Source organism: uncultured Nitratireductor sp. (assembly GCF_913053745.1).
In the GTDB taxonomy this organism is placed as follows: domain Bacteria; phylum Pseudomonadota; class Alphaproteobacteria; order Rhizobiales; family Rhizobiaceae; genus Nitratireductor.
The window spans coordinates 1-20,050 of sequence record NZ_CAJXGF010000041.1; the positions used below are offsets into that span (position 1 = coordinate 1).

Genomic DNA, 20,050 nt, shown 5'->3' on the forward strand with positions numbered 1-20,050 from the left:
CGTACCTTCGCAGATGGTAGAAACATGCGACACTGCCTTTCCAGAGGCATTTTACAAGGCAGCCGAGAGGAGGAAGACTGAAATGAGACGTTTACTGCTGACGATTGTCCTGACAGCACTCGCGCCCATATTCGCTTTCGCCGGCGACGCCGAAATCCGCGCCGCCCAATCGTCCATCAGGAACCAGATCGAAGCGTTTCTGGCGGGGGACAATGCAAAAGCATATTCCTATGCGGCACCCAACATCAAAAAGCTGTTTCCGACGCTCGAAAGATTCATGGCGATGGTGACGCGCAGCTATCAGCCTGTGTATCGTCCACGCAATTACGCCTTCGGCAAGTCAATCGAGCCAGACGCATCCACTGTCATGCAACGCGTTCTGACGACCGGAGCTAACGGCAAAAGCTACGAAGCGGTCTATACTCTCGAGCGGCAGGCCGACGGGACATATCGGATCACCGGTGTCAGCCTAAAAGAGGCCGACGCGCTCGCGATCTAGAACCTTTTTAGATGCGATCACGCGCCTCGTATCGTTGACGACAAAGGCCGTTTGCGACCACACATCAGCGCTCGAAATCCGGAAGGCTTTTAAACGCCGTCTTCAGGGCGTCAGACCAGCCCTCGGAAATTGCCCGCAAATATGGATCATCGGCTTCAATGCGTTTTTCATAACCGATCCGGAAACTGTCGTTTTCATAGAAAAGAAGGTCGATCGGCAGGCCGACGGAAAGATTGGACTTAAGCGTCGAGTCGAACGACACGAGCAAAAGTTTTACCGTTTCCTCCAGGCTCATCGTTGGATCGAAAGCGCGCACGAGAATGGGCTTGCCGTATTTGGTCTCGCCGATCTGGAAAAAAGGCGTGTCCGCGCCGACTTCAATAAAATTGCCTTCCGGGTAGATCAGGAAAAGGCGCGGCTCCATACCGCGGATCTGCCCACCAAGAATGAACGATGCGCCGAACGCATCGGCGCTTTGGCCTGCCGGCGCCGACTGGCGAATAACCTCCTTGACCGTATCGCCCACCAGACGGGCCGCCTGGTACATGGAAGGCGTCTCGAGCATCGAGGCCGTGCGTTCGTCCGGTGCTTTGGTTCGTTCGTCAAGCAGGCTGACAACGGCTTGCGTCGTGGCCAGATTGCCCGCCGAAAGCAATACCAGAACCCGATCATCGGGTTCTTGCCAGCAATGCATCTTTCGGAAGGTGGAAATGTTGTCGACTCCGGCATTTGTCCGTGTGTCGGACATGAACACCAAGCCCTGTCGTGTTTTCAGTCCGACGCAATAGGTCATCCGGACCGTGCCTCATTGAGATTCGTCATGAACGATTACTGCTCAACCGTGATCTGAACCGCAAGCTCTTCTTGCGCCTGCCCGATCCTGATCCCCATAACGGGCATCGCGTCGCGATAATCCCGGCCCGTTGCGACCCGTACATAACGGGAATCAGCCGAAATGCCGTTGGAACAATCAAAAGCGACCCAGCCCAACCCCTCGAGATGCGTTTCTGCCCAAGCGTGGCTCGCTGCCTGCTCGTCGCTGTCGTCCATGCGCAGATAACCGCTCACATAGCGTGCAGGGAACCCCATGAGACGCGCCGCGGTCAGGAAGATATGGGCATGATCCTGACACACACCCTCCCCGTTCGCGAGTGCCTCCTCCGCCGTGGTGGCGGCATCCGTCGTGCCGACCTTGTAGGCGACGCGCTCGCGGACCTCGCTCATGAGGGCATGCAAACGTTCGACATCCGTATCACCTGGAATGTCTTTGAGTAGCGCCGAAATGCCACGTCCTGCACTGCAAAGCGCAGTTTGCTGTTCAAACAACCAGAGCGGTGCGAGGCCTTGATGCTTTCCTGTCACGCCCGCGGTATCGCGGGTCTCCACCACGCCCGACGCTTCGAGCACGATCGCTCGAGGGTCGCCATCGATGCTGACCAGACGCGTGTCGTTTCCAAAGCCATCGATGAACTGCGCTTCCCGCACTGCGCCTTCCGTCTTTAACGACCATTCCAAGACTTCCTGCGTGGGCCCGCTTTGCGGGAAAAGGCGCAGGCGCTGCAGCGCATAGGAGAGAGGCGCGTCATACCGGTATTCCGTGCGATGCTTGATTTTCAGGCGCATTGGGCGGCCCTCAGTAGAAGCGGAAGTCTGCTGCAATCTGGTTCCCCAGCGCTGCATTGTCGCGGATGAAGTCGCTCAGGAACTCGTGCAAACCTTCATCGAATATATCCGAGACGGCGGCGGTTTTCAGTTTTTCCAGCTTGGTATCGGCCATTTCATTGCAGGCTCGTCGATCGCCATATTCATCCGCCAAATAATCGAGGGAATCGCAAATGCCCCGATAGCAGAAGGCCAGCGAACGCGGCATCCGGCGGTTGAGGATCAAGTAATCGGCGATGTTGACCGGATTGAAGTCGCCCTCATGGGTCCAGCGATACGAGCGCAATGCCGAGACCGAACGCAAGATCGTCTGCCACTGGCTGTTGTCGAGCGACGAGCCAACCCACGCGGCCGAAGGCAAAAGCACATAGTATTTCACGTCGAGTATACGCGCCGTGTTGTCAGCGCGCTCGATCATCGTCCCCATTTGGGCGAAATCGAAGATCTCGTTACGCAGCATCGTGCCCTGAAACGCACCGCGAATAAGCGCCGTTTCACGCTTCACCGCATCGAGGACGGCGGGCAGGTCAGGCTCGTCGACGCGCCGTTTCAGCATTCGGTGCAACGCCATCCACGCCTCGTTCACGCTTTCCCAGGTCTCTCGCGTCAGCGCGGTCCGCACCATGCGCGCATTCATGCGTGCGGTATCGATCGAAGAAAGAACGCTGGAGGGGTTGGCTGTGTCTCGAAGCAGGAAATTCGTCACCGTCGCCGTGTCGAACGTGTCGTTTTCCTGCTCGAACAGATCCCGCACACCCGCGCTCGTCAGGACGGAAGCCCATTCGTCTGAAGATGCGCTCGTTTGGGTCAGTGCGAGCCTCAGCCCAGTATCGACAAGACGTGCCATATTCTCGGCCCGCTCGATATAGCGGGCCATCCAGTACAATCCGTTCGCCGAGCGTCCAAGAAGCATATCAGAGCGCCCTAATCATCCAGAACCCAGGTATCCTTGGTGCCACCGCCCTGCGATGAGTTGACCACCAACGACCCTTTCTTGAGCGCCACCCGCGTCAGACCGCCCGGCACGATGCGAATGCGATCGGACACCAGCACGAAAGGACGCAGATCCACATGCCGAGGCGCGAGCCCCTTGCCGGTCATGATCGGACAAGTAGACAGCGAAAGCGTGGGTTGCGCGATATAGTTCTTCGGCCTTGCCCTGAGTTTTCTAGCGAAGGCCGCACGCTCCTTCTTCGAGGCGGCGGGGCCCACCAGCATGCCGTAACCGCCGGAACCATGCACCTCTTTGACGACCAGTTCTTCGAGGTGCTCGAGCACATAGGCGAGGCTGTCCGGTTCAGAGCACCGCCAAGTTGGCACATTCGGTAGAATCGCCTTGCGGCCAGTGTAGAATTCGACGATCTCGGGCATGTAGGAATAGATCGCCTTATCGTCGGAGATTCCCGTTCCCGGCGCGTTGGCGATGGTGATCTTGCCAGCGCGATATACATCCATGATGCCCGGCACCCCAAGCACGGAATCGGGTCGAAAGGTCAGTGGATCGAGATAATCGTCGTCCACACGGCGATAAAGAACGTCGATCCGCTTGTAGCCTTGGGTGGTGCGCATCGCCACATGGCCGTCAACCACGCGCAGATCGGGCCCTTCAACCAACTCGACACCCATCTGGTCGGCGAGAAATGCGTGCTCGAAATAGGCAGAATTGAAACTACCGGGTGTCAGGACGGCTATGGCCGGTTTTCCATCGCATTGCTGTGGTTTTACGCTGGTGAGCGATTCTCGTAGAAGCTGAGGGTAGTTCTCTACCGGCAGCACTTTGACCTGCTGAAACAGCTCGGGGAAAAGCTGCATCATGGTCTCTCGGTTCTCCAGCATATATGAAACGCCAGAGGGCGTGCGGGCATTGTCCTCCAGAACAAAGAAGTCGTTTTCGCCGGTGCGCACGATGTCGACACCGGTGATGTGTGTGTAGACTCCGCCGGGTGGCCGCACGCCGATCATCTCGGGCAAAAAGGCCTCGTTGTTGGAAATGATCTCTTTGGGAATGCGTCCCGCCCGCAAAATTTCCTGACGATGATAGATATCGTCGAGAAAAGCGTTGAGCGCCTGAACGCGCTGTTCGATGCCCTGTACGAGCCGGCGCCATTCCTTACCAGAAATAATGCGTGGAACGATATCGAAGGGGATAAGCCGTTCGGCGGCTTCCTGATCGCCGTAAACCGCGAAAGTGATGCCGGTTCTTCGGAACACCCGCTCGGCATCGTCGGCCTTCTGCTTCAGGCGTTTGGGATCCTGCCGGTCAAACCAGCCCTGATAGTCTTCGTAAGGATTTCGGGCCTGGCCCCCCAGGCGCATCTCGTCAAATGGCGTCAAGAAATGCTCCTCTCCCGAGCATTTCAACGGGGATACCAGAAAAAAGCAAGTTGTTTCTATAGGTTACGAAAAGTGCCCCATGCCAGAGCACAGCATGCCCAGTCTTTGCGCCGTGATTGCAGGTCTCTGCCACATGTTTGGGCAGTTTTCGTCAAAGTGGGGGCAGATCGCCCTTTTCCCAACCGCTGCTGATCTCGGCGGCGCGTCCGGCAAACCTGCCAGCCTCGATCGCGTCTCTTATATCCTGCATCAATGATTGGTAATAAGCGAGGTTGTTCCAGGTGAGCAACATGCCGGCGAGAGACTCCCCCGCCTTGACCAGATGGTGAAGATAAGCGCGCGAATAATCGCGGGCAGCGGGACAATCGCTCTGCTCGTCCAGCGGTCGCATATCCTCAGCGTGCCTTGCGTTCTTCAGATTGATCTTGCCGTGCCGGGTATAAGCGAGGCCATGCCGCCCGGCACGCGTCGGCATTACGCAATCGAACATGTCGATCCCACGCGCCACCGACTTCAGAATGTCGTCGGGTGTGCCAACACCCATCAGGTAACGCGGTTTCTCAACGGGCAGCACGGGACACGTGGCTTCGAGCATGTCGAGCATCACCCCTTGCGGTTCTCCGACCGCGAGCCCGCCGACCGCATAGCCCTTGAGGTCCATTCCCGCCAGGGCGCTGGCCGAACGCTCACGCAGGCGAGGCTTGTCCCCACCCTGCACAATGCCGAACATCGCTTTGCCCGGCTGATCGCCGAATGCAGTCTTGCAGCGTTCGGCCCAACGCAGCGAGAGTTCCATCGCTCTTTCGATCTCAGCATCTTCAGCCGGCAGCGCCACGCATTCATCGAGCTGCATCTGGATGTCCGAACCCAACAGCCCCTGTATCTCGATCGAGCGCTCCGGCGGCATCTCGAATACCCGGCCATCCACATGAGAGCGGAAGGTGACGCCCTTTTCGGTGATTTTGCGCAGGTCCGCCAGCGACATGACCTGAAAACCACCCGAATCCGTCAGGATCGGATACGGCCAGCGGGCAAATTCGTGCAAACCGCCAAGCCGGGCCACCCGTTCGGCACCCGGACGCAACATCAGGTGGTACGTATTGCCGAGGATGATGTCGGCGCCCAGGTCATGCACCTGATCCATATACATGGCTTTGACCGTGCCCGCCGTTCCCACCGGCATGAAGGCCGGCGTGCGGATCGTACCGCGCGGCATGGAAATCTCGCCTCGGCGGGCATCGCCATCCGTTGTCATAAGTCGGAAGGTGAACCGGTCACTCACGGTTGATCGTCCCTGAAAAGCAGGCTGGCATCGCCATAGGAATAGAAGCGATATTCGTTGCGGATCGCGTGATCATACGCACGCTTCATCGTGTCCGTACCGCTGAAGGCCGAAACCAGCATAAAAAGCGTCGACCGCGGCAGATGAAAATTGGTCATCAGCACATCGACCATGCGGAAGCGATAACCGGGTGTGATGAAGATGTCGGTCGCACCGGACCAGGCTTCCACTTCGCCGTTTCTTTGCGATGCACTCTCCAGAAGCCGTAGCGATGTCGTGCCCACCGAAACGACACGTCCACCCCGTGCTTTCACGGCGTTCAGCGCGGCCGCAGTCGCTGCGCTCACCTCGCCGCGCTCGGAATGCATCTTGTGATGGTCGGTATCGGCCACCTTCACGGGTAGAAACGTACCCGCTCCCACATGAAGCGTCACGAAATGCCGTTCAATGCCAGCGGCGTCGAGTGCCCGCATGAGCTCAGGCGTGAAATGCAAACCCGCAGTCGGTGCCGCCACAGCGCCCTCCTCACGCGCATAGACGGTCTGATAGTCAACCTCATCGCGCGCATCCTCCGCGCGCTTGCCCGCGATGTAGGGCGGCAGAGGCATATGACCGGCAGCGGCAATGGCTTCGTCCAGCACCGGTCCGGAAAAATCGAAGACTAGAAGCGCTTCACCGCCCTCGCCCTTCTCCGCGACCGTCGCCTCCAATGTGCCCAGAAAGCAGCTTTCGCCTTCGTGGCCGAAGTGAATGCGCTCACCGACATTCACACGTTTTGCGGGCTTCAAAAAAGCGCGCCAGCGATCGGGCCCCTCGCGCATATGCAGTGTGGCTTCGATGCGCGCTTGCGCCCCGCCGCGGCGGCGGATGCCACCCAAACGCGCCGGGATCACCTTCGTATCGTTAAAAACGAGAGCATCGCCAGGCCGAAGGAGGTCGGGAAGGTCTCGCACCACATGGTCGTGAAGGGTTTCGCCCCGCACTGTCAGAAGCCGTGCGGAATCACGCGGATTGGCCGGCCTCAGTGCAATCCGTTCTTCCGGAAGATCGAAATCGAAAAGGTCTACGCGCATCGCAAATCGGCTGGCGAGACACCGGGCGACGAACATCGCCCGGTGACGGAGAAATCAAGCGGCGTCGGCCGCGACCCGCATGGAAATAATGGAGTCGGGCTCGGAAACCGGTTCGCCGCGCTTGATCTGATCGATGCTGTCCATGCCCTCGATGACCTGCCCCCACACGGAGTACTGACGATCGAGCCACGGCGCCTTGTCGAAGCAGACGAAGAACTGTGAATTGGCGGAGTTCGGGTTCTGCGAGCGCGCCATCGAGCAGGTGCCCCGCTCGTGCGCCATGTTGGAAAATTCGGCCTTCAGGTCCGGCTTGTCGGAACCGCCCATACCAGTCCCCGTGGGGTCTCCTGTCTGAGCCATGAAACCGTCGATTACGCGATGAAAGACGACGCCATCATAAAAATTCTCGCGTGTCAGTTCCTTGACGCGGCTCACATGTCCGGGAGCAACGTCGGGAAACAACTGTATGACGACCTTGCCCTTGGTCGTTTCCATGACGATGGTGTTTTCCGGATCCTTGATGTCAGCCATTCCTGTACCTTTCCTATCTTGATAGTGCCGCGGCTAGTTCGCGTCGTCGCTCGCCATGCGCGCGGAGAGAATCTTGTCCGGATTCTGCACCATGCCATTCTGGGCGGAATCGCCCTTCTTGATCTTGTCGACCAATTCCATGCCCGATTCGACCTCGCCGATCACCGTGTATTGTCCGTTTAGGTGCTCTGCGGGCGCGAACATGATGAAAAACTGGGAGTTGGCAGAGTCGGGGTCTTGCGATCGAGCCATGCCTATGGTGCCACGAGCGAAAGCAGCATCCGAGAACTCGGCCGGAAGATCAGCCTTGTCGGAGCCGCCGGTACCGACGAGGCGGGCGTCGAATCCATCTTCGACATCGCCATACTGAACGTCTCCAGTCTGCGCCATGAAACCGTCGATGACACGATGAAACGCGACATTATCGTAAGCGCCGTCCTCGACCAGGGCCTTGACCTGCTCGACATGCTTGGGAGCGAGGTCGGGCCGCAAACCGATGGTCACTTCACCGTTTTTGAGCGTGAGGATCATCGTGTTTTCCGGTTCTGCGGCCGAAGCGACGCCGAGGCCGATCATAAGGGCACCGGCCACGAGCGCAGACGAGGCTAGCTTGCAAAGCTGCATGAAACTCTCCTTTTGGTTTCAGGCGGAAAACTTGGCCGTCAGCGCTTCCAGAACAACGGAAGGCACGAATGGCGCGATGTCTCCGCCCATGGAAGCGATCTGACGCACAAGTGTGGCAGTAATTGTGCGTACAGACGGGCTGGCCGGCAAAAAGACCGTCTGTAGGTCTGGCGCCATGGTTTCGTTCATACCCGCCATCTGCATTTCGTAGTCCAGATCCGTGCCATCACGCAGACCGCGGATCATGATCGAGGCGCCGTGCTTGTGCGCGGCATCGATCACCAGTTTGTCAAACGCGACGACTTCGATGCGCCCGGCATCATCGCCCAGTTCCGCCACGGCGGACCGCCGAATGAGCGCGACGCGCTCTTCATAGCTGAAAAGTGGCTTTTTTCCCGGATGAACGCCGATACCGACCACGATCCTGTCGGCCACAGTCAAGGCACCCTTAAGCACATCGAGATGGCCGTTCGTCAAAGGGTCGAAAGACCCGGCGTAGAAAGCTGTACGTTCGCTCATGGCGTGCTTGTAACCGTCTTGCCGGGCGATGGCAATTCAGCAATCACACCGCCCGATTCAGCCGGGTGAGCGGTGAGAGAATGAACTGCAAATGAACGCAGCGTTCAAGCCAGGTTTGAACCGAATTGGCTAGTCAGAACACCAATGATGGAAAAGCGCCAAGCCGAAACATGAAACCAAACGGCGCTTTTCTTCGTTAACAGATTAAAGGAGACAAGCCATGCTTATCTTTACGCTCGCCGCCGCAATGACCGTCGCAATGCTGATCGCTACCGCAGTCGGTCTTCACGAGGAAGCCAGCCGCATCAAGCTTGAAAACCGCGTACGCGGCACTGCCGATCGACGTTTCCGCTGATAGTACGCCGCCGATCACTCGGCGGCATTGTCGTCGTCGCCAGTGGAAATGTCTGCATTTTCTACGGCTTCCACGGCGTTCTCGATAGCGTCTATTTCTTCCTCGTCCGCCTGCGTGTCCGAGATACGCTCCACAGAGACAACTTTCTCACCCTTGGCCGTGTTGAAAATCGTTACGCCCTTTGTGGCACGGCTTGCAATACGGATGCCGTCAACCGGGACACGAATGACCTGACCGGCGTTCGAAACCAACATGATCTGGTCTTCGTGCTCGACCGGAAAAGCTGCGATCAGCGGGCCTATTTCGTTGGTCTTGGCGACATCAGTGGCGCGAATGCCCTTACCGCCGCGACCCGTTACCCGGAAATCGTAGCTTGACGAGCGCTTGCCATAGCCAAGCTCACTGACGGTGAGCACCATCTGTTCACGCGCCTGAAGCTCTTCGAAACGCTCCGTGGACAGGCTCTCCTCCTCACCGACATCCTCGTTGGTGAGCGCCACCTCCTCGTCTTCACCAGAAGCCAGACGCCGCTCGGCGGCGGCTTGCTTGAGATAGGCGGCGCGTTCGGCCGGGCTTGCCTCCACATGGGCCAGGATGGCCATGGAGATGACGCGGTCGCCCTCGGCCAGATTGATGCCGCGCACGCCAATCGAGTTGCGTCCGGCAAAGACGCGCACATCGGTGACGCAGAAGCGAATGCACTGACCCGAAGCCGCCGTCAGCAGAACGTCGTCATCTTCTGTACAGGTGTAGACGCCGAGGATCTCGTCACTCGGATCATCCAGCTTCATGGCGATCTTGCCATTGCGGTTGACCTGGACGAAATCCGACAGTTTGTTGCGACGCACAGTACCGCGCGTGGTGGCGAACATAACGTCCAGCGCGCCCCAGCTATCCTCGTCTTCAGGCAGCGGCATGATGGTCGTAATGCTCTCGCCCTCTTGAAGCGGCAGCATGTTTCGCAGGAACTTGCCCACGGATTGCGGCGTGCCGATCGGCAGGCGCCAGACCTTCTCCTTGTAGACGATGCCCCGTGAGGAGAAGAAGAGAATGGGCGTGTGCGTGTTGGCGACGAACAGCCGGGTGACGAAATCCTCGTCTTTGGTCGACATGCCCGAGCGGCCCTTGCCGCCACGCGCCTGGGCCCGGTAGATCGAGAGCGGCACACGCTTGATGTAGCCCTTGCGCGTGACCGTGACGACCATGTCTTCGCGCTGAATCAGATCTTCATCGTCAAGGTCCGCACCGCCTTCGATAATCTGAGTGCGACGCGGCGTCCCGAACTCTTCACGCACGCCGATGAGCTCGTCTTTCACGATCTGCTGAATACGCGCCCGCGATGACAGGATTTCCAGATATTCGCTGATCTCCACGCCAATCTGGTTCAACTCGTCTGCAATCTCGTCGCGGCCGAGTGCGGTCAGACGCTGAAGACGCAGTTCCAGGATCGCGCGCGCCTGCTCTTCGGACAGATTGTAGGTGCCATCCTCGTTGATGCGGTGGCGCGGATCGTCGATCAGGAGAATCAGCGCCTCCACATCGGCGGCCGGCCAGCGGCGCTCCATCAACTGCTCACGCGCCGTCTGAGGGTCCGGAGCATGGCGAATGAGCTTTATGATTTCGTCGATATTGGCGACGGCGATGGCAAGACCGACCAGCACATGCGCACGGTCGCGCGCCTTGCGCAACAAGTACTTCGTTCGCCGGCTGACCACTTCCTCGCGGAAGTAAACGAACGACTTCAAAAGATCGAGCAGATTCATCTGCTCCGGCTTGCCACCGTTGAGCGCCACCATATTGGCACCGAACGAGGTCTGCAGTGGCGTGAAACGGTAAAGCTGGTTCAGGACGACATCAGCGACCGCATCGCGCTTCAATTCAACCACGACGCGATAGCCCTGCCGATCACTCTCGTCGCGAATGTCGGAAATGCCCTCGATGCGCTTGTCGCGCACCAGTTCGGCCATCTTCTCGATCATCGAGGCCTTGTTGACCTGGTAAGGGATCTCCGAAATCACGATGGCTTCACGATCGTTGCGCGCCGGTTCGATGTCGACCTTACCGCGCATCAGGATGGAACCGCGGCCCGTCTCGTATGCGTTTCGAATACCGGATCGGCCGAGGATAAGCCCCCCTGTGGGGAAATCCGGGCCCGGTATGATCGCCTGCAGTTCGGGAAGCGCCATCGCCGGATTGTCGATCAGCGCCACGCAACCGTTGATCACCTCTTCGAGATTGTGCGGCGGGATGTTCGTCGCCATGCCGACAGCGATACCGCCCGAGCCGTTCACCAAGAGGTTCGGATAGCGCGCCGGAAGCACTTTGGGTTCGTGCGCGGAGCCGTCGTATGTGTCCTGGAAATCGACGGTTTCCTTGTCGATATCCTCCAGAAGCTCGTGCGCGCCCTTGGTCAGCCGCGACTCGGTGTAACGCATCGCCGCCGGCGGATCGCCATCGATGGAACCGAAATTGCCCTGACCGTCGATCAGCGGCAAACGCATGGACCAGTTCTGCGCCATGCGCACCAGGGCGTCGTAGATCGCCGCATCGCCATGGGGGTGATACTTACCCATGACGTCGGCGACCGGACGGGCCGACTTCACATATTTCCGGTTCCAGTGGTATCCGCTCTCATGGGAGGCATAGAGAATGCGCCGATGCACGGGTTTCAGGCCGTCGCGCGCATCCGGCAGCGCACGACTGACGATCACGCTCATCGCATAATCGAGATAGGAGCGCTGCATCTCCTCGATGATGGAAATCGGCTCGATGTCGTCGGGCTCGCCCGGTCCGTTCGGCGTCGTCTGGTCAGTCAAATCGAGTCACAATCTAAATGAGGAATCACTGGCCTGTTATATATGACTCAATGCCGATTCTCCAATTGAGACGCATATTTCGATGACGGAAATCCAACGCAATTTCAGATGCATACGAGAGGGCTGGGGATGGTTTCCTTGACAAATTGCCGCAGTCTGAGAGCGTCGACCCATATCGGAGGCGTTTCCCTCGCCTTCAAGCTCGGCTAGAGAGATTGCGAGGAGAACCCGATGCCAGGCTACGAAACCGTTTTCAACGCATTCGTCACGCTGCTGGTGACTGTCGATCCGCCCGGACTGGCACCGCTCTTTTTGGCATTGACCACCGGCATGAACCGCTCCGAGCGCAATCAGGTCGCGATCCGTGCAGCGGTTATCGGTTTTGCGGTCCTTGCGCTCTTCGGCGTGGCCGGCAGCGCGATTCTCGCAATATTCGGGATCACCTTGCCCGCGTTCCGGGTTGCCGGCGGGTTGCTTCTCTTTTTCATCGCCTTCGAAATGATCTTCGAGCGCCGCCAGGAACGGCATGAAAAGAGCGCCGAACGCGCCATCACCCGCGACATGATACGCAACATCGCCGCTTTCCCGCTTGCGATCCCGCTGATCGCCGGCCCGGGCGCGATCTCGGCAACCGTCCTGCTGTCTGGCGCATTCGGATCGTTCCTTGGAACGCTGATACTGCTCGGAATCCTGCTGGCGACAATCCTGCTCACATACGCGGTCTTCACGCTGGCGGAACGTGTCGACAGGTTCCTGGGTGAAACGGGACGCTCGATCCTCACCCGGCTTCTGGGCGTCATTCTCGCCGCCCTTGCCGTTCAATTCGTTGCCGATGGAGCCAAGGCGCTGTTCGCCGCAACCTAGACATAAAATCCGAGGTATTGCGGAACACAACTGGAACATATAGAGTATGTTCTGGTTTTGTTTTTAACTGATTCTCGGTGGCGCCCATGCTGACCCGCAAGCAGCACGAACTTCTCCTGTTCATTCACGAGCGGCTGAAGGAGGCCGGAATCCCGCCTTCCTTCGACGAAATGAAGGAGGCGCTCGATCTTGCCTCGAAGTCGGGCATCCATCGGTTGATCACCGCGCTTGAGGAACGTGGCTTCATCCGCCGGCTGCCCAACCGCGCCCGCGCTCTAGAGGTTCTGCGCTTGCCGGATTCGATTGCCCCCGGTCTCAATCCCGGCGCACGCAAATTTTCGCCCAGCGTCATTGAAGGCAGCCTTGGGAAAACGCCTCCCTCCCAGCCCAAGCCCGAAGCCAGCAACGACGACGGACTTTCCGGTGTCGTGTCTGTGCCGGTCATGGGGCGCATCGCCGCCGGCGTACCGATCGACGCCATCCAGCATCAGACTCACACCATTGCGGTCCCGCCCGACATGTTGAGCAGCGGGGACCATTACGCCCTCGAGGTCAGAGGCGACTCAATGATCGATGCCGGTATCTTCGATGGCGACACCGTCATTATTCGAGAAACGCAAACGGCCAATCCAGGCGAGATCATCGTCGCTCTTGTGGACCAGGAGGAAGCCACCCTGAAGCGCTTTCGGCGCAAAGGAGCGTCGATCGCGCTGGAAGCGGCGAACCCAGCCTACGAGACCCGTATCTTCGGACCCGACCGGGTGAAGGTCCAGGGGCGCCTGGTTGGTCTGGTGCGTCGCTATTGATCCGTTCGCGACAGCGAACTTGTCCCGTTTCCGCAAGCGCGGATGGTTCAATCCCATCGGGCTATCAGTGGCGTGCTCTAAAGGAGCGGAAGTTCAGACAGTGTATTCTGGAAGTCGCTCCTGAAACACCCGCGGCAACATTTCGGGCAGATCCTCGGCAAGCAGACCACGACCAAACAGTCGGCCAGCCTCCGCATGGAGCCAGACGGCAGCGCAGGCTGCTTCAAATGCCGGCATGGTCTGCGCCATCAAGCTGGCGATCATTCCCGACAGAACATCGCCGGAACCGGCTGTAGCCAAATCGCTCGTTGCATTGGTATTGATCGTCGCACGCCCGTCGGGAGCGGCCACAACGGTATCGGGCCCCTTGAGCACAATCGTGGCGCTGGACCGTCTTGCCGCCTCGCGCGCGCGTTCCACTTTCGATGTCTCCGATGCATCACCAAGGTCCTTGAACAAGCGCGCAAACTCTCCTTCATGCGGCGTCAAAACGACCTGTGCCTTGCTCGACTTCGTCATAGCAAAGAACGTCTCGGCCTCTCCTTGAAAGGCGGTAATCGCATCTGCATCGAATACGAGGCCTTTCGGGCTCTTCGCCTGCTCAAGAAGGCTGCGTGCGAAGGCGCGGGTGCGATCGCCCGTTCCCGCGCCAGGCCCAAGCACAGCGGCGGCGGGTGACCGGTCGAGGCAAAAATCCAGCAGTTCTTCCGTGGTTTCCACCTTTCGCAGCATGATCGACGTCAGGTGCATGGCATTGACCGAAAGGGCGTTGGCCGGCGAAAGCACCGTCACAGCCCCTGCCCCTGCGCGCGCGGCACCGCGCGCGGCAAGCCGAGCAGCACCTGTCGACGCACCACCGCCGGACACAATGGCCACATGCCCGCGCTGATATTTGTGCGCATTGATGTCCAAGGTTGGAAAAGCCGTCTGCCACAGCGCCGGGGCATTTTCCCAAAGCTGGACGCTCCCCTGCTCAATCGCGCTCCTGGCAATCCCAATATCGGCAACCAATGTCTCGCCACAGCTTTGTCGTCCCGGTACAAGCAGATGGCCGGGCTTTTTGCGAAAGAATGTCACGGTCAAATCCGCTTCAAACGATGCGCCAAGTGGCTTGCCCGTCATTCCGGAAACACCAGACGGCAGATCAATCGCCACCACGGTGAGCGCCCTGGAGCGAGTGCGTTTCATGACTTCCGCTTCCTGCCCTTCAAGGGGTTTGGACAGACCCGCGCCGAAAAGCGCATCCACCACGAGCCAATGTTCATTGGGCTCAAACTCCGCGAACGGCCTCGGTGCAAGCGGACAATCCTCACGGGCTCTGGCAGCGTCGCTGCCAGAACGGGGTTGGTCGTCCGCATAGAGCGACACCTGTGCACCACGCTCGGCGAGCAGTCGAGCGACCACATAGCCATCCCCGCCATTGTTGCCCGGGCCACACAGGACGTGAAAGCCCTCCGCTTCGGCAAAACGTTCGAGGATCGCAGCAAGGACCGCAGACCCCGCATTCTGCATCAGGCCGTAGCCATCCAAGGGCCCGGTCGCAATCGCTGCACGATCCACCTTGCCCATTTCGTCAGGCGTCAGAATTTCCAGTCGCATCGCTCATTGCCGCTTTCTTCGGCGCGTTGCATATTTTTTAAGCAACCTGCAGAATGCAATGCATACCGCATGGTTCCCCTCTTGTTATCCGGCGGCGCTCGCCTAGCATGCTGGTGCCTGAAAAATCCGCGCCATTCAGTGTCCGAGGAGCAGAATGCAGCGACTGGCACGCATCATGCAAGGCTCGTGGCGAGAGTTGGCATGTTTCGTGCTTTAACCGAACCGGAGCAACAGGGGGCGCGGACACCCCGTTCCCGAACTCATTTGGAGGCCACTGAGGCATGAAAAAGGTCGAAGCGATCATCAAACCCTTCAAGCTCGACGAAGTGAAGGAAGCCCTTCAGGAAATCGGCCTTCAGGGCATCACCGTGATCGAAGCCAAGGGCTTCGGTCGTCAGAAAGGACATACGGAACTCTATCGCGGAGCGGAATATGTGGTCGACTTTCTTCCGAAAGTGAAGATCGAGGTCGTTCTCCCCGACGAAACCGTGGACGCTGCGATCGAGGCAATCCGCAAGGCGGCGCAAACCGGCCGCATCGGCGACGGCAAGATTTTCGTGACCAATGTCGAAGAAGTCATCCGCATCCGCACCGGCGAGACCGGCGCGGACGCCGTTTGATCGAAACCATTCTTTTTGCCCGGAAAATTCCGGGTTCATCAGGCAAGACCATCGCAAACAGGAAGGCGAATATGACCACTGCACAAGACATCATGAAGCAGATCAAAGACAACGACGTAAAGTTTGTCGATCTGCGCTTCACGGACCCCAAGGGCAAGCTTCAGCATGTCACAATGGATGTCACGGCCGTGGATGAGGATATGTTCGCCGACGGCGTCATGTTCGACGGCTCGTCCATTGCCGGCTGGAAAGCCATCAACGAGTCCGACATGGTCCTCATGCCGGAAACCGAGACGGCGCATATGGACCCGTTCTTCGCCCAGTCGACAATGGCCATTTTCTGCGACATTCTCGACCCGATCTCAGGCGAAGCCTACAATCGCGATCCGCGCGGTACGGCAAAGAAGGCCGAAGCCTTCCTGAAATCCGAAGGCCTCGGCGACACCGTCTATGTCGGCCCCGAGCCCGAGTTTTTCGTCTTCGACGACGTCAAGTACAAGGCTGATCCCTACAACACCGGCTTCAAGCTCGATTCGAGCGAACTTCCCTCCAACGACGACGCAGAATACGAAACCGGCAATCTCGGTCACCGTCCGCGCGTTAAGGGCGGTTATTTCCCGGTTCCGCCAATCGATTCGGCGCAGGACATGCGTTCCGAAATGCTGACCGTGCTCTCCGAAATGGGCGTCGTCGTCGAAAAACATCACCATGAAGTGGGTGCCGCTCAGCATGAGTTGGGCATCAAATTCGAAACCTTGCTCAGGAGTGCCGACAGCGTTCAAAAATTCAAGTACGGCGTGCATCAGGTTGCCAACGCATACGGTAAGACGGCAACGTTCATGCCCAAGCCAGTCTATGGCGACAATGGTTCAGGCATGCATGTGCACCAATCGATCTGGAAGGAAGGCAAGCCGACCTTCGCCGGTAACGAATATGCCGGTCTGTCGGAGAACTGCCTTTTTTACATTGGCGGCATCATTAAGCATGCCAAGGCGATCAACGCCTTCACCAACCCGATCACAAATTCCTACAAGCGCCTGGTTCCCGGCTTCGAGGCACCGGTCCTGCTGGCTTACTCGGCCCGCAACCGCTCCGCCTCCTGCCGCATTCCGTTCGGCTCCTCGCCGAAGGCCAAAAGGGTCGAGGTCCGTTTCCCGGATCCGGGTGCGAACCCCTATCTTGCATTCGCTGCCATGCTTATGGCCGGCATTGACGGGATCAAAAACAAGATCCATCCCGGCCAGGCCATGGACAAGGACCTCTACGACCTGCCGCCGAAGGAACTGAAGAAGGTGCCGACCGTTTGCGGCTCGCTGCGTGAAGCATTGATGAGCCTCGATAAAGACCGCGGCTTCCTCAAGGCTGGCGGTGTGTTCGACGACGATCAGATCGACGCATACATCGAGCTGAAAATGGCGGAAGTGCTGCGTTACGAAATGACACCGCACCCGGTGGAATTCGAGATGTATTACTCCGTTTGATCGTAACTTTCAGTGCGATCGGGGCTCCGTCTTCGGACGGGGCCCTTTTTTATTCAGATCCGTTCTGGTGAACGCGCCAGTTCTGCGCCACAGCGGGAAGGTCGGCCCGTTCCCGAAAGGTACGCGTGACCTCGCCAAAGGCGAACCGGATTGAATTTTCCACGATTTCCCGGTCGAACCGCTTCAATTCATCGGCAATCGGCGCCCATTTGAAAAGCGCTCTCGGGCTTTCAGTGAAGCAATCACCGTCAACCGCCGCATTCTGCCAATGCAGGTCGGCGATACGCTTTTCGAAATGATTACGCCAATCATCGACAGCGTCCTCCGCCGGCAGCGCGTCAGCATTGTTTGCAAGGCCTGCCACGAAACAGAAACGGGCCAGCGCTTGCGTTTCATCCCGGCTCAACGCTCCTGCCGCAGCCACCTTTGCAACCGTGTGAACGGACAGGTCCGACAGGCACGCGGCAAAGACATGAAGCTTGGCAATGTTAACGGACTCGACGAAGACGTCGTCCTCGAACATGGAGGGATAGCGCGTTCCCATGCGCGCCTTCAGGTAGCCGTACAGCTTCTTCTGAGCCACGAACGAGGCACGTGTGGCGACAAAGTCGCAAAGCGTTTGCGTCGTGTCGATAACCCCATTGTCACGGCGCAAAGTAAACCGCGCCGCCGCTTCGCGCAGGAACGACAGCCCTTTCGACCAAACGACCCCCATTCGGCACGTCCTCCCATCATACGACCAATGTCTCGATTTTCATTGGCCCGAAGATGCCCAATGCTTGAGACATGCCATTGTGATTCTTAATTCTTCGAACCGCAATGGCGGCAGTTAACGACTTTCGTCGCTGACGTTCTTAGGGAGGAGGACAAAATGTCCACTAACAACGCAGATGATGTGCGGGATCGTTACTGGGCCAAAACCAGGAACCTGACAATCGTGGTTCTGGCCTTGTGGGTACTCTTCGCACTTGTCGTGCCAGCCATGGTATCGACGCTCGATCAATTCACGTTTCTGGGCTTCCCGTTCGGTTATTACATGATCGCCCAGGGCTCCTTATTGGCCTTTGTCATCATCATCTGGGTGCAAAACTGGCGCCAGGATGCAATCGACGACGAATTCGGCTTTGGCGAAGACTAGGGAGGAACCGGCATGGCTTTGATACAAGGACGGTTCATCGACAATATCGGCCGGGTGTACGCAATCTACACGGGAGGGTTCCTCGCCTTCATCCTCTTGATGGCGATCCTGGAACAACTCGGCGTCGGCGCCGATACGATTGGAATTCTGTTCGTCGCCTTCACCATCGCGATCTACGCCCTCATCGGCTGGTTATCACGGACAATGGAGGTCGACGCCTATTATGTGGCCGGACGACAGGTGCCGGCAGTCTATAACGGCATGGCCACCGCGGCCGACTGGATGTCGGGCGCTTCGTTCGTGGCGCTCGCCGGCGGCGTTTATTTCGGCGGTTACGGTTATATGGCGTTCATCGTCGGCTGGACCGGCGGTTATGTGCTCGTCAATTCGCTGATGGCGCCTTATCTGCGCAAGTTCGGCTGCTACACGGTGCCTGACTTCATCGGTACACGTTATGGCGGCAACATAGCCCGCCTTTGCGCTGTGATCGTTTTGGTCGTAGCCTCGTTCACCTATGTGACAGCGCAGATCAACGCGACCGGCACCATCGCCGCGCGTGCCCTTCACATTCCGTTCTCCTGGGGGGTCTGGTTCGGTCTCTTAGGCATTCTGCTTTGTTCCATGCTGGGCGGCATGCGCGCGGTGACCTGGACCCAAGTGGCGCAGTATATCGTGCTCATCATCGCCTATCTGGTGCCGGTGATCTGGATGTCGAACGCTCAGGGCCTCGGCCTGATCCCGCACTTCACCTATGGCGAAGCAGCGTCCGCCATGGCGGAACTCGAAGCACAGTATGGGCTCAATCCGCCAACCGAGGCCATCGCCGGACTCTCGGTGCTCACCACACCCCATACGGGGCCCGTGGGCGATTATGCGGAATGGAAATTCATAACGCTCGCCTTATGCATGATGTGCGGCACAGCTTCCCTGCCCCATATTCTGATGCGTTATTTCACGACACCGACCGTGCGTTCGGCACGCAAATCGGTGGCCTGGTCGCTGCTGTTCATCTTCCTGTTGTATTTTACAGCACCGGCGCTTGCCACGCTCACCAAGCTGCAATTGCTCGACCCGAGCCTGCCGACCGCGATTATCGGCAAACCGTTCGAGGAAGTGGCTTCGCTTGCCTGGATCCAGAATTGGGCGAGTGTGGGCTTTTTAGCCATCGCCGATCAGAACGGCGACGGTATCCTGCAGCTCAATGAGTTCTTCATGCGGCCGGACATCGTCGTCCTGGCGACACCGGAGATCGCCGGTCTACCCTATGTGATTTCCGGTCTCGTTGCAGCGGGCGGCATGGCCGCAGCCATGTCCACAGCGGACGGTCTGCTCCTGGCCATCGCCAACGCGCTCAGCCACGATCTATACTACAAGATGATCGACCCGAAGGCCGACACGGCCATCCGGCTGATTGTCGCACGTATCCTGCTCGTCGGCATCGGCGCACTCGGCGCGCTGATCGCCTCGCTACAGCTCACCGGCATTCTCGGCGCTGTTGCCTGGGCGTTCTGCTTCGCCTGTTCGGGCCTCTTCTTCCCGCTCGCGCTAGGCGTGTGGTGGAAGCGGGCCAACCGGCCCGGAGCAATCGCCGGCATGGCGGCAGGCTTCATCGCTGGTACGCTCTACCTCTACTATGTCTACACCGGAGGAACGCCGTGGTTCGGTCTCGATCATCTGCGCTTCGGCATTGTCGGCATGGCCGTCAGCCTGGTTTCGATGGTCGTCGTGACCCTGCTGACTCCCGCTCCGGATGAGGAAATCCAGCGAATGGTGGAAGAAACCCGCGTGCCGACAGGCCCATCCATTCTTTCTGACAAGCACTGATCGGGCTAAGGTCCGATATACCG

Annotated in this window: 20 protein-coding genes; 8 read left to right on the forward strand and 12 right to left on the reverse strand. The window is 58.6% G+C overall.

Features of this window, described 5'->3' with window-relative positions:
• Positions 1-82 precede the first annotated feature (82 nt).
• Positions 83-499: a DUF4864 domain-containing protein gene (locus tag QZ638_RS08910; RefSeq protein ID WP_295809062.1), complete on the forward strand. Its 417-nt coding sequence runs from the start codon at positions 83-85 to the stop codon at positions 497-499.
• A gap of 64 nt (positions 500-563) precedes the next feature.
• Here QZ638_RS08910 and QZ638_RS08915 read toward each other — a convergent pair whose 3' ends face one another.
• The 9 genes from QZ638_RS08915 to coaD all read right to left on the reverse strand — a co-directional run bounded on the left by QZ638_RS08915 (position 564) and on the right by coaD (position 8,524).
• Complete coding sequence (locus QZ638_RS08915) at positions 564-1,292, reverse strand: proteasome-type protease (RefSeq protein ID WP_295809065.1); 729 nt, start codon at positions 1,290-1,292, stop codon at positions 564-566.
• A 35-nt stretch (positions 1,293-1,327) separates the two neighbouring features.
• Positions 1,328-2,122, reverse strand: coding sequence for a transglutaminase family protein (locus QZ638_RS08920; protein WP_295809068.1), 795 nt, complete (start codon positions 2,120-2,122; stop codon positions 1,328-1,330).
• Positions 2,123-2,132: 10 nt separating this feature from the next.
• Positions 2,133-3,074, reverse strand: coding sequence for an alpha-E domain-containing protein (locus tag QZ638_RS08925; RefSeq protein ID WP_295809070.1), 942 nt, complete (start codon positions 3,072-3,074; stop codon positions 2,133-2,135).
• Positions 3,075-3,085: 11 nt separating this feature from the next.
• Positions 3,086-4,477 (reverse strand): circularly permuted type 2 ATP-grasp protein, encoded by a 1,392-nt coding sequence (locus tag QZ638_RS08930; RefSeq protein ID WP_295809138.1) that lies wholly within the window; start codon positions 4,475-4,477, stop codon positions 3,086-3,088.
• A gap of 169 nt (positions 4,478-4,646) precedes the next feature.
• Positions 4,647-5,777 carry a tRNA guanosine(34) transglycosylase Tgt gene (gene tgt / locus QZ638_RS08935; protein WP_295809073.1) on the reverse strand — a complete coding sequence of 377 codons (1,131 nt, stop codon included), beginning with the start codon at positions 5,775-5,777 and terminating at the stop codon, positions 4,647-4,649.
• Positions 5,774-6,850, reverse strand: coding sequence for a tRNA preQ1(34) S-adenosylmethionine ribosyltransferase-isomerase QueA (gene queA, locus QZ638_RS08940; protein WP_295809074.1), 1,077 nt, complete (start codon positions 6,848-6,850; stop codon positions 5,774-5,776). The genes tgt and queA overlap by 4 nt, the downstream gene beginning before the upstream one ends.
• Before the next feature lie 54 nt (positions 6,851-6,904).
• Positions 6,905-7,381 carry a peptidylprolyl isomerase gene (locus QZ638_RS08945; RefSeq protein ID WP_295809077.1) on the reverse strand — a complete coding sequence of 159 codons (477 nt, stop codon included), beginning with the start codon at positions 7,379-7,381 and terminating at the stop codon, positions 6,905-6,907.
• A gap of 33 nt (positions 7,382-7,414) precedes the next feature.
• Positions 7,415-8,005, reverse strand: coding sequence for a peptidylprolyl isomerase (locus tag QZ638_RS08950; protein ID WP_295809079.1), 591 nt, complete (start codon positions 8,003-8,005; stop codon positions 7,415-7,417).
• Positions 8,006-8,023: 18 nt separating this feature from the next.
• Positions 8,024-8,524 carry a pantetheine-phosphate adenylyltransferase gene (gene coaD, locus QZ638_RS08955; protein WP_295809081.1) on the reverse strand — a complete coding sequence of 167 codons (501 nt, stop codon included), beginning with the start codon at positions 8,522-8,524 and terminating at the stop codon, positions 8,024-8,026.
• 220 nt (positions 8,525-8,744) lie between these two features.
• On the opposite strand from coaD, the gene QZ638_RS08960 reads away from it, so the two are divergent.
• Entirely contained in the window at positions 8,745-8,879 is a 135-nt protein-coding gene (locus QZ638_RS08960; protein WP_295809084.1) for a hypothetical protein, read from the forward strand.
• Positions 8,880-8,893: 14 nt separating this feature from the next.
• On the opposite strand, the gene gyrA is transcribed toward QZ638_RS08960, so the two are convergent.
• A complete protein-coding gene (gene gyrA / locus QZ638_RS08965) occupies positions 8,894-11,695 on the reverse strand; it encodes a DNA gyrase subunit A (protein WP_295809086.1) in 2,802 nt (933 codons plus the stop codon).
• A gap of 231 nt (positions 11,696-11,926) precedes the next feature.
• On the opposite strand from gyrA, the gene QZ638_RS08970 reads away from it, so the two are divergent.
• Complete coding sequence (locus QZ638_RS08970) at positions 11,927-12,559, forward strand: MarC family protein (RefSeq protein WP_295809089.1); 633 nt, start codon at positions 11,927-11,929, stop codon at positions 12,557-12,559.
• 86 nt (positions 12,560-12,645) lie between these two features.
• Positions 12,646-13,365: a transcriptional repressor LexA gene (lexA, locus tag QZ638_RS08975; RefSeq protein ID WP_295809092.1), complete on the forward strand. Its 720-nt coding sequence runs from the start codon at positions 12,646-12,648 to the stop codon at positions 13,363-13,365.
• Positions 13,366-13,458: 93 nt separating this feature from the next.
• Here the strand turns inward: lexA and QZ638_RS08980 are convergent, their stop codons facing one another.
• Entirely contained in the window at positions 13,459-14,964 is a 1,506-nt protein-coding gene (locus tag QZ638_RS08980; RefSeq protein WP_295809094.1) for an NAD(P)H-hydrate dehydratase, read from the reverse strand.
• A gap of 281 nt (positions 14,965-15,245) precedes the next feature.
• Here QZ638_RS08980 and QZ638_RS08985 point away from each other — a divergent pair, with 281 nt between their 5' ends.
• Both QZ638_RS08985 and glnA read left to right on the forward strand, forming a co-directional pair.
• On the forward strand, positions 15,246-15,584 hold the full coding sequence (locus QZ638_RS08985; RefSeq protein WP_007009552.1) for a P-II family nitrogen regulator: 339 nt from the start codon (positions 15,246-15,248) through the stop codon (positions 15,582-15,584).
• Positions 15,585-15,655: 71 nt separating this feature from the next.
• Complete coding sequence (gene glnA / locus QZ638_RS08990) at positions 15,656-17,065, forward strand: type I glutamate--ammonia ligase (RefSeq protein ID WP_295809100.1); 1,410 nt, start codon at positions 15,656-15,658, stop codon at positions 17,063-17,065.
• 49 nt (positions 17,066-17,114) lie between these two features.
• On the opposite strand, the gene QZ638_RS08995 is transcribed toward glnA, so the two are convergent.
• Positions 17,115-17,780 carry a hypothetical protein gene (locus tag QZ638_RS08995; RefSeq protein WP_295809102.1) on the reverse strand — a complete coding sequence of 222 codons (666 nt, stop codon included), beginning with the start codon at positions 17,778-17,780 and terminating at the stop codon, positions 17,115-17,117.
• Positions 17,781-17,936: 156 nt separating this feature from the next.
• Between QZ638_RS08995 and QZ638_RS09000 the strand changes: the two genes are divergently transcribed.
• Both QZ638_RS09000 and QZ638_RS09005 read left to right on the forward strand, forming a co-directional pair.
• Complete coding sequence (locus tag QZ638_RS09000) at positions 17,937-18,203, forward strand: DUF4212 domain-containing protein (protein WP_295809104.1); 267 nt, start codon at positions 17,937-17,939, stop codon at positions 18,201-18,203.
• Positions 18,204-18,215: 12 nt separating this feature from the next.
• Positions 18,216-20,027: a sodium:solute symporter family protein gene (locus QZ638_RS09005; RefSeq protein WP_295809107.1), complete on the forward strand. Its 1,812-nt coding sequence runs from the start codon at positions 18,216-18,218 to the stop codon at positions 20,025-20,027.
• Positions 20,028-20,050 lie beyond the last annotated feature (23 nt).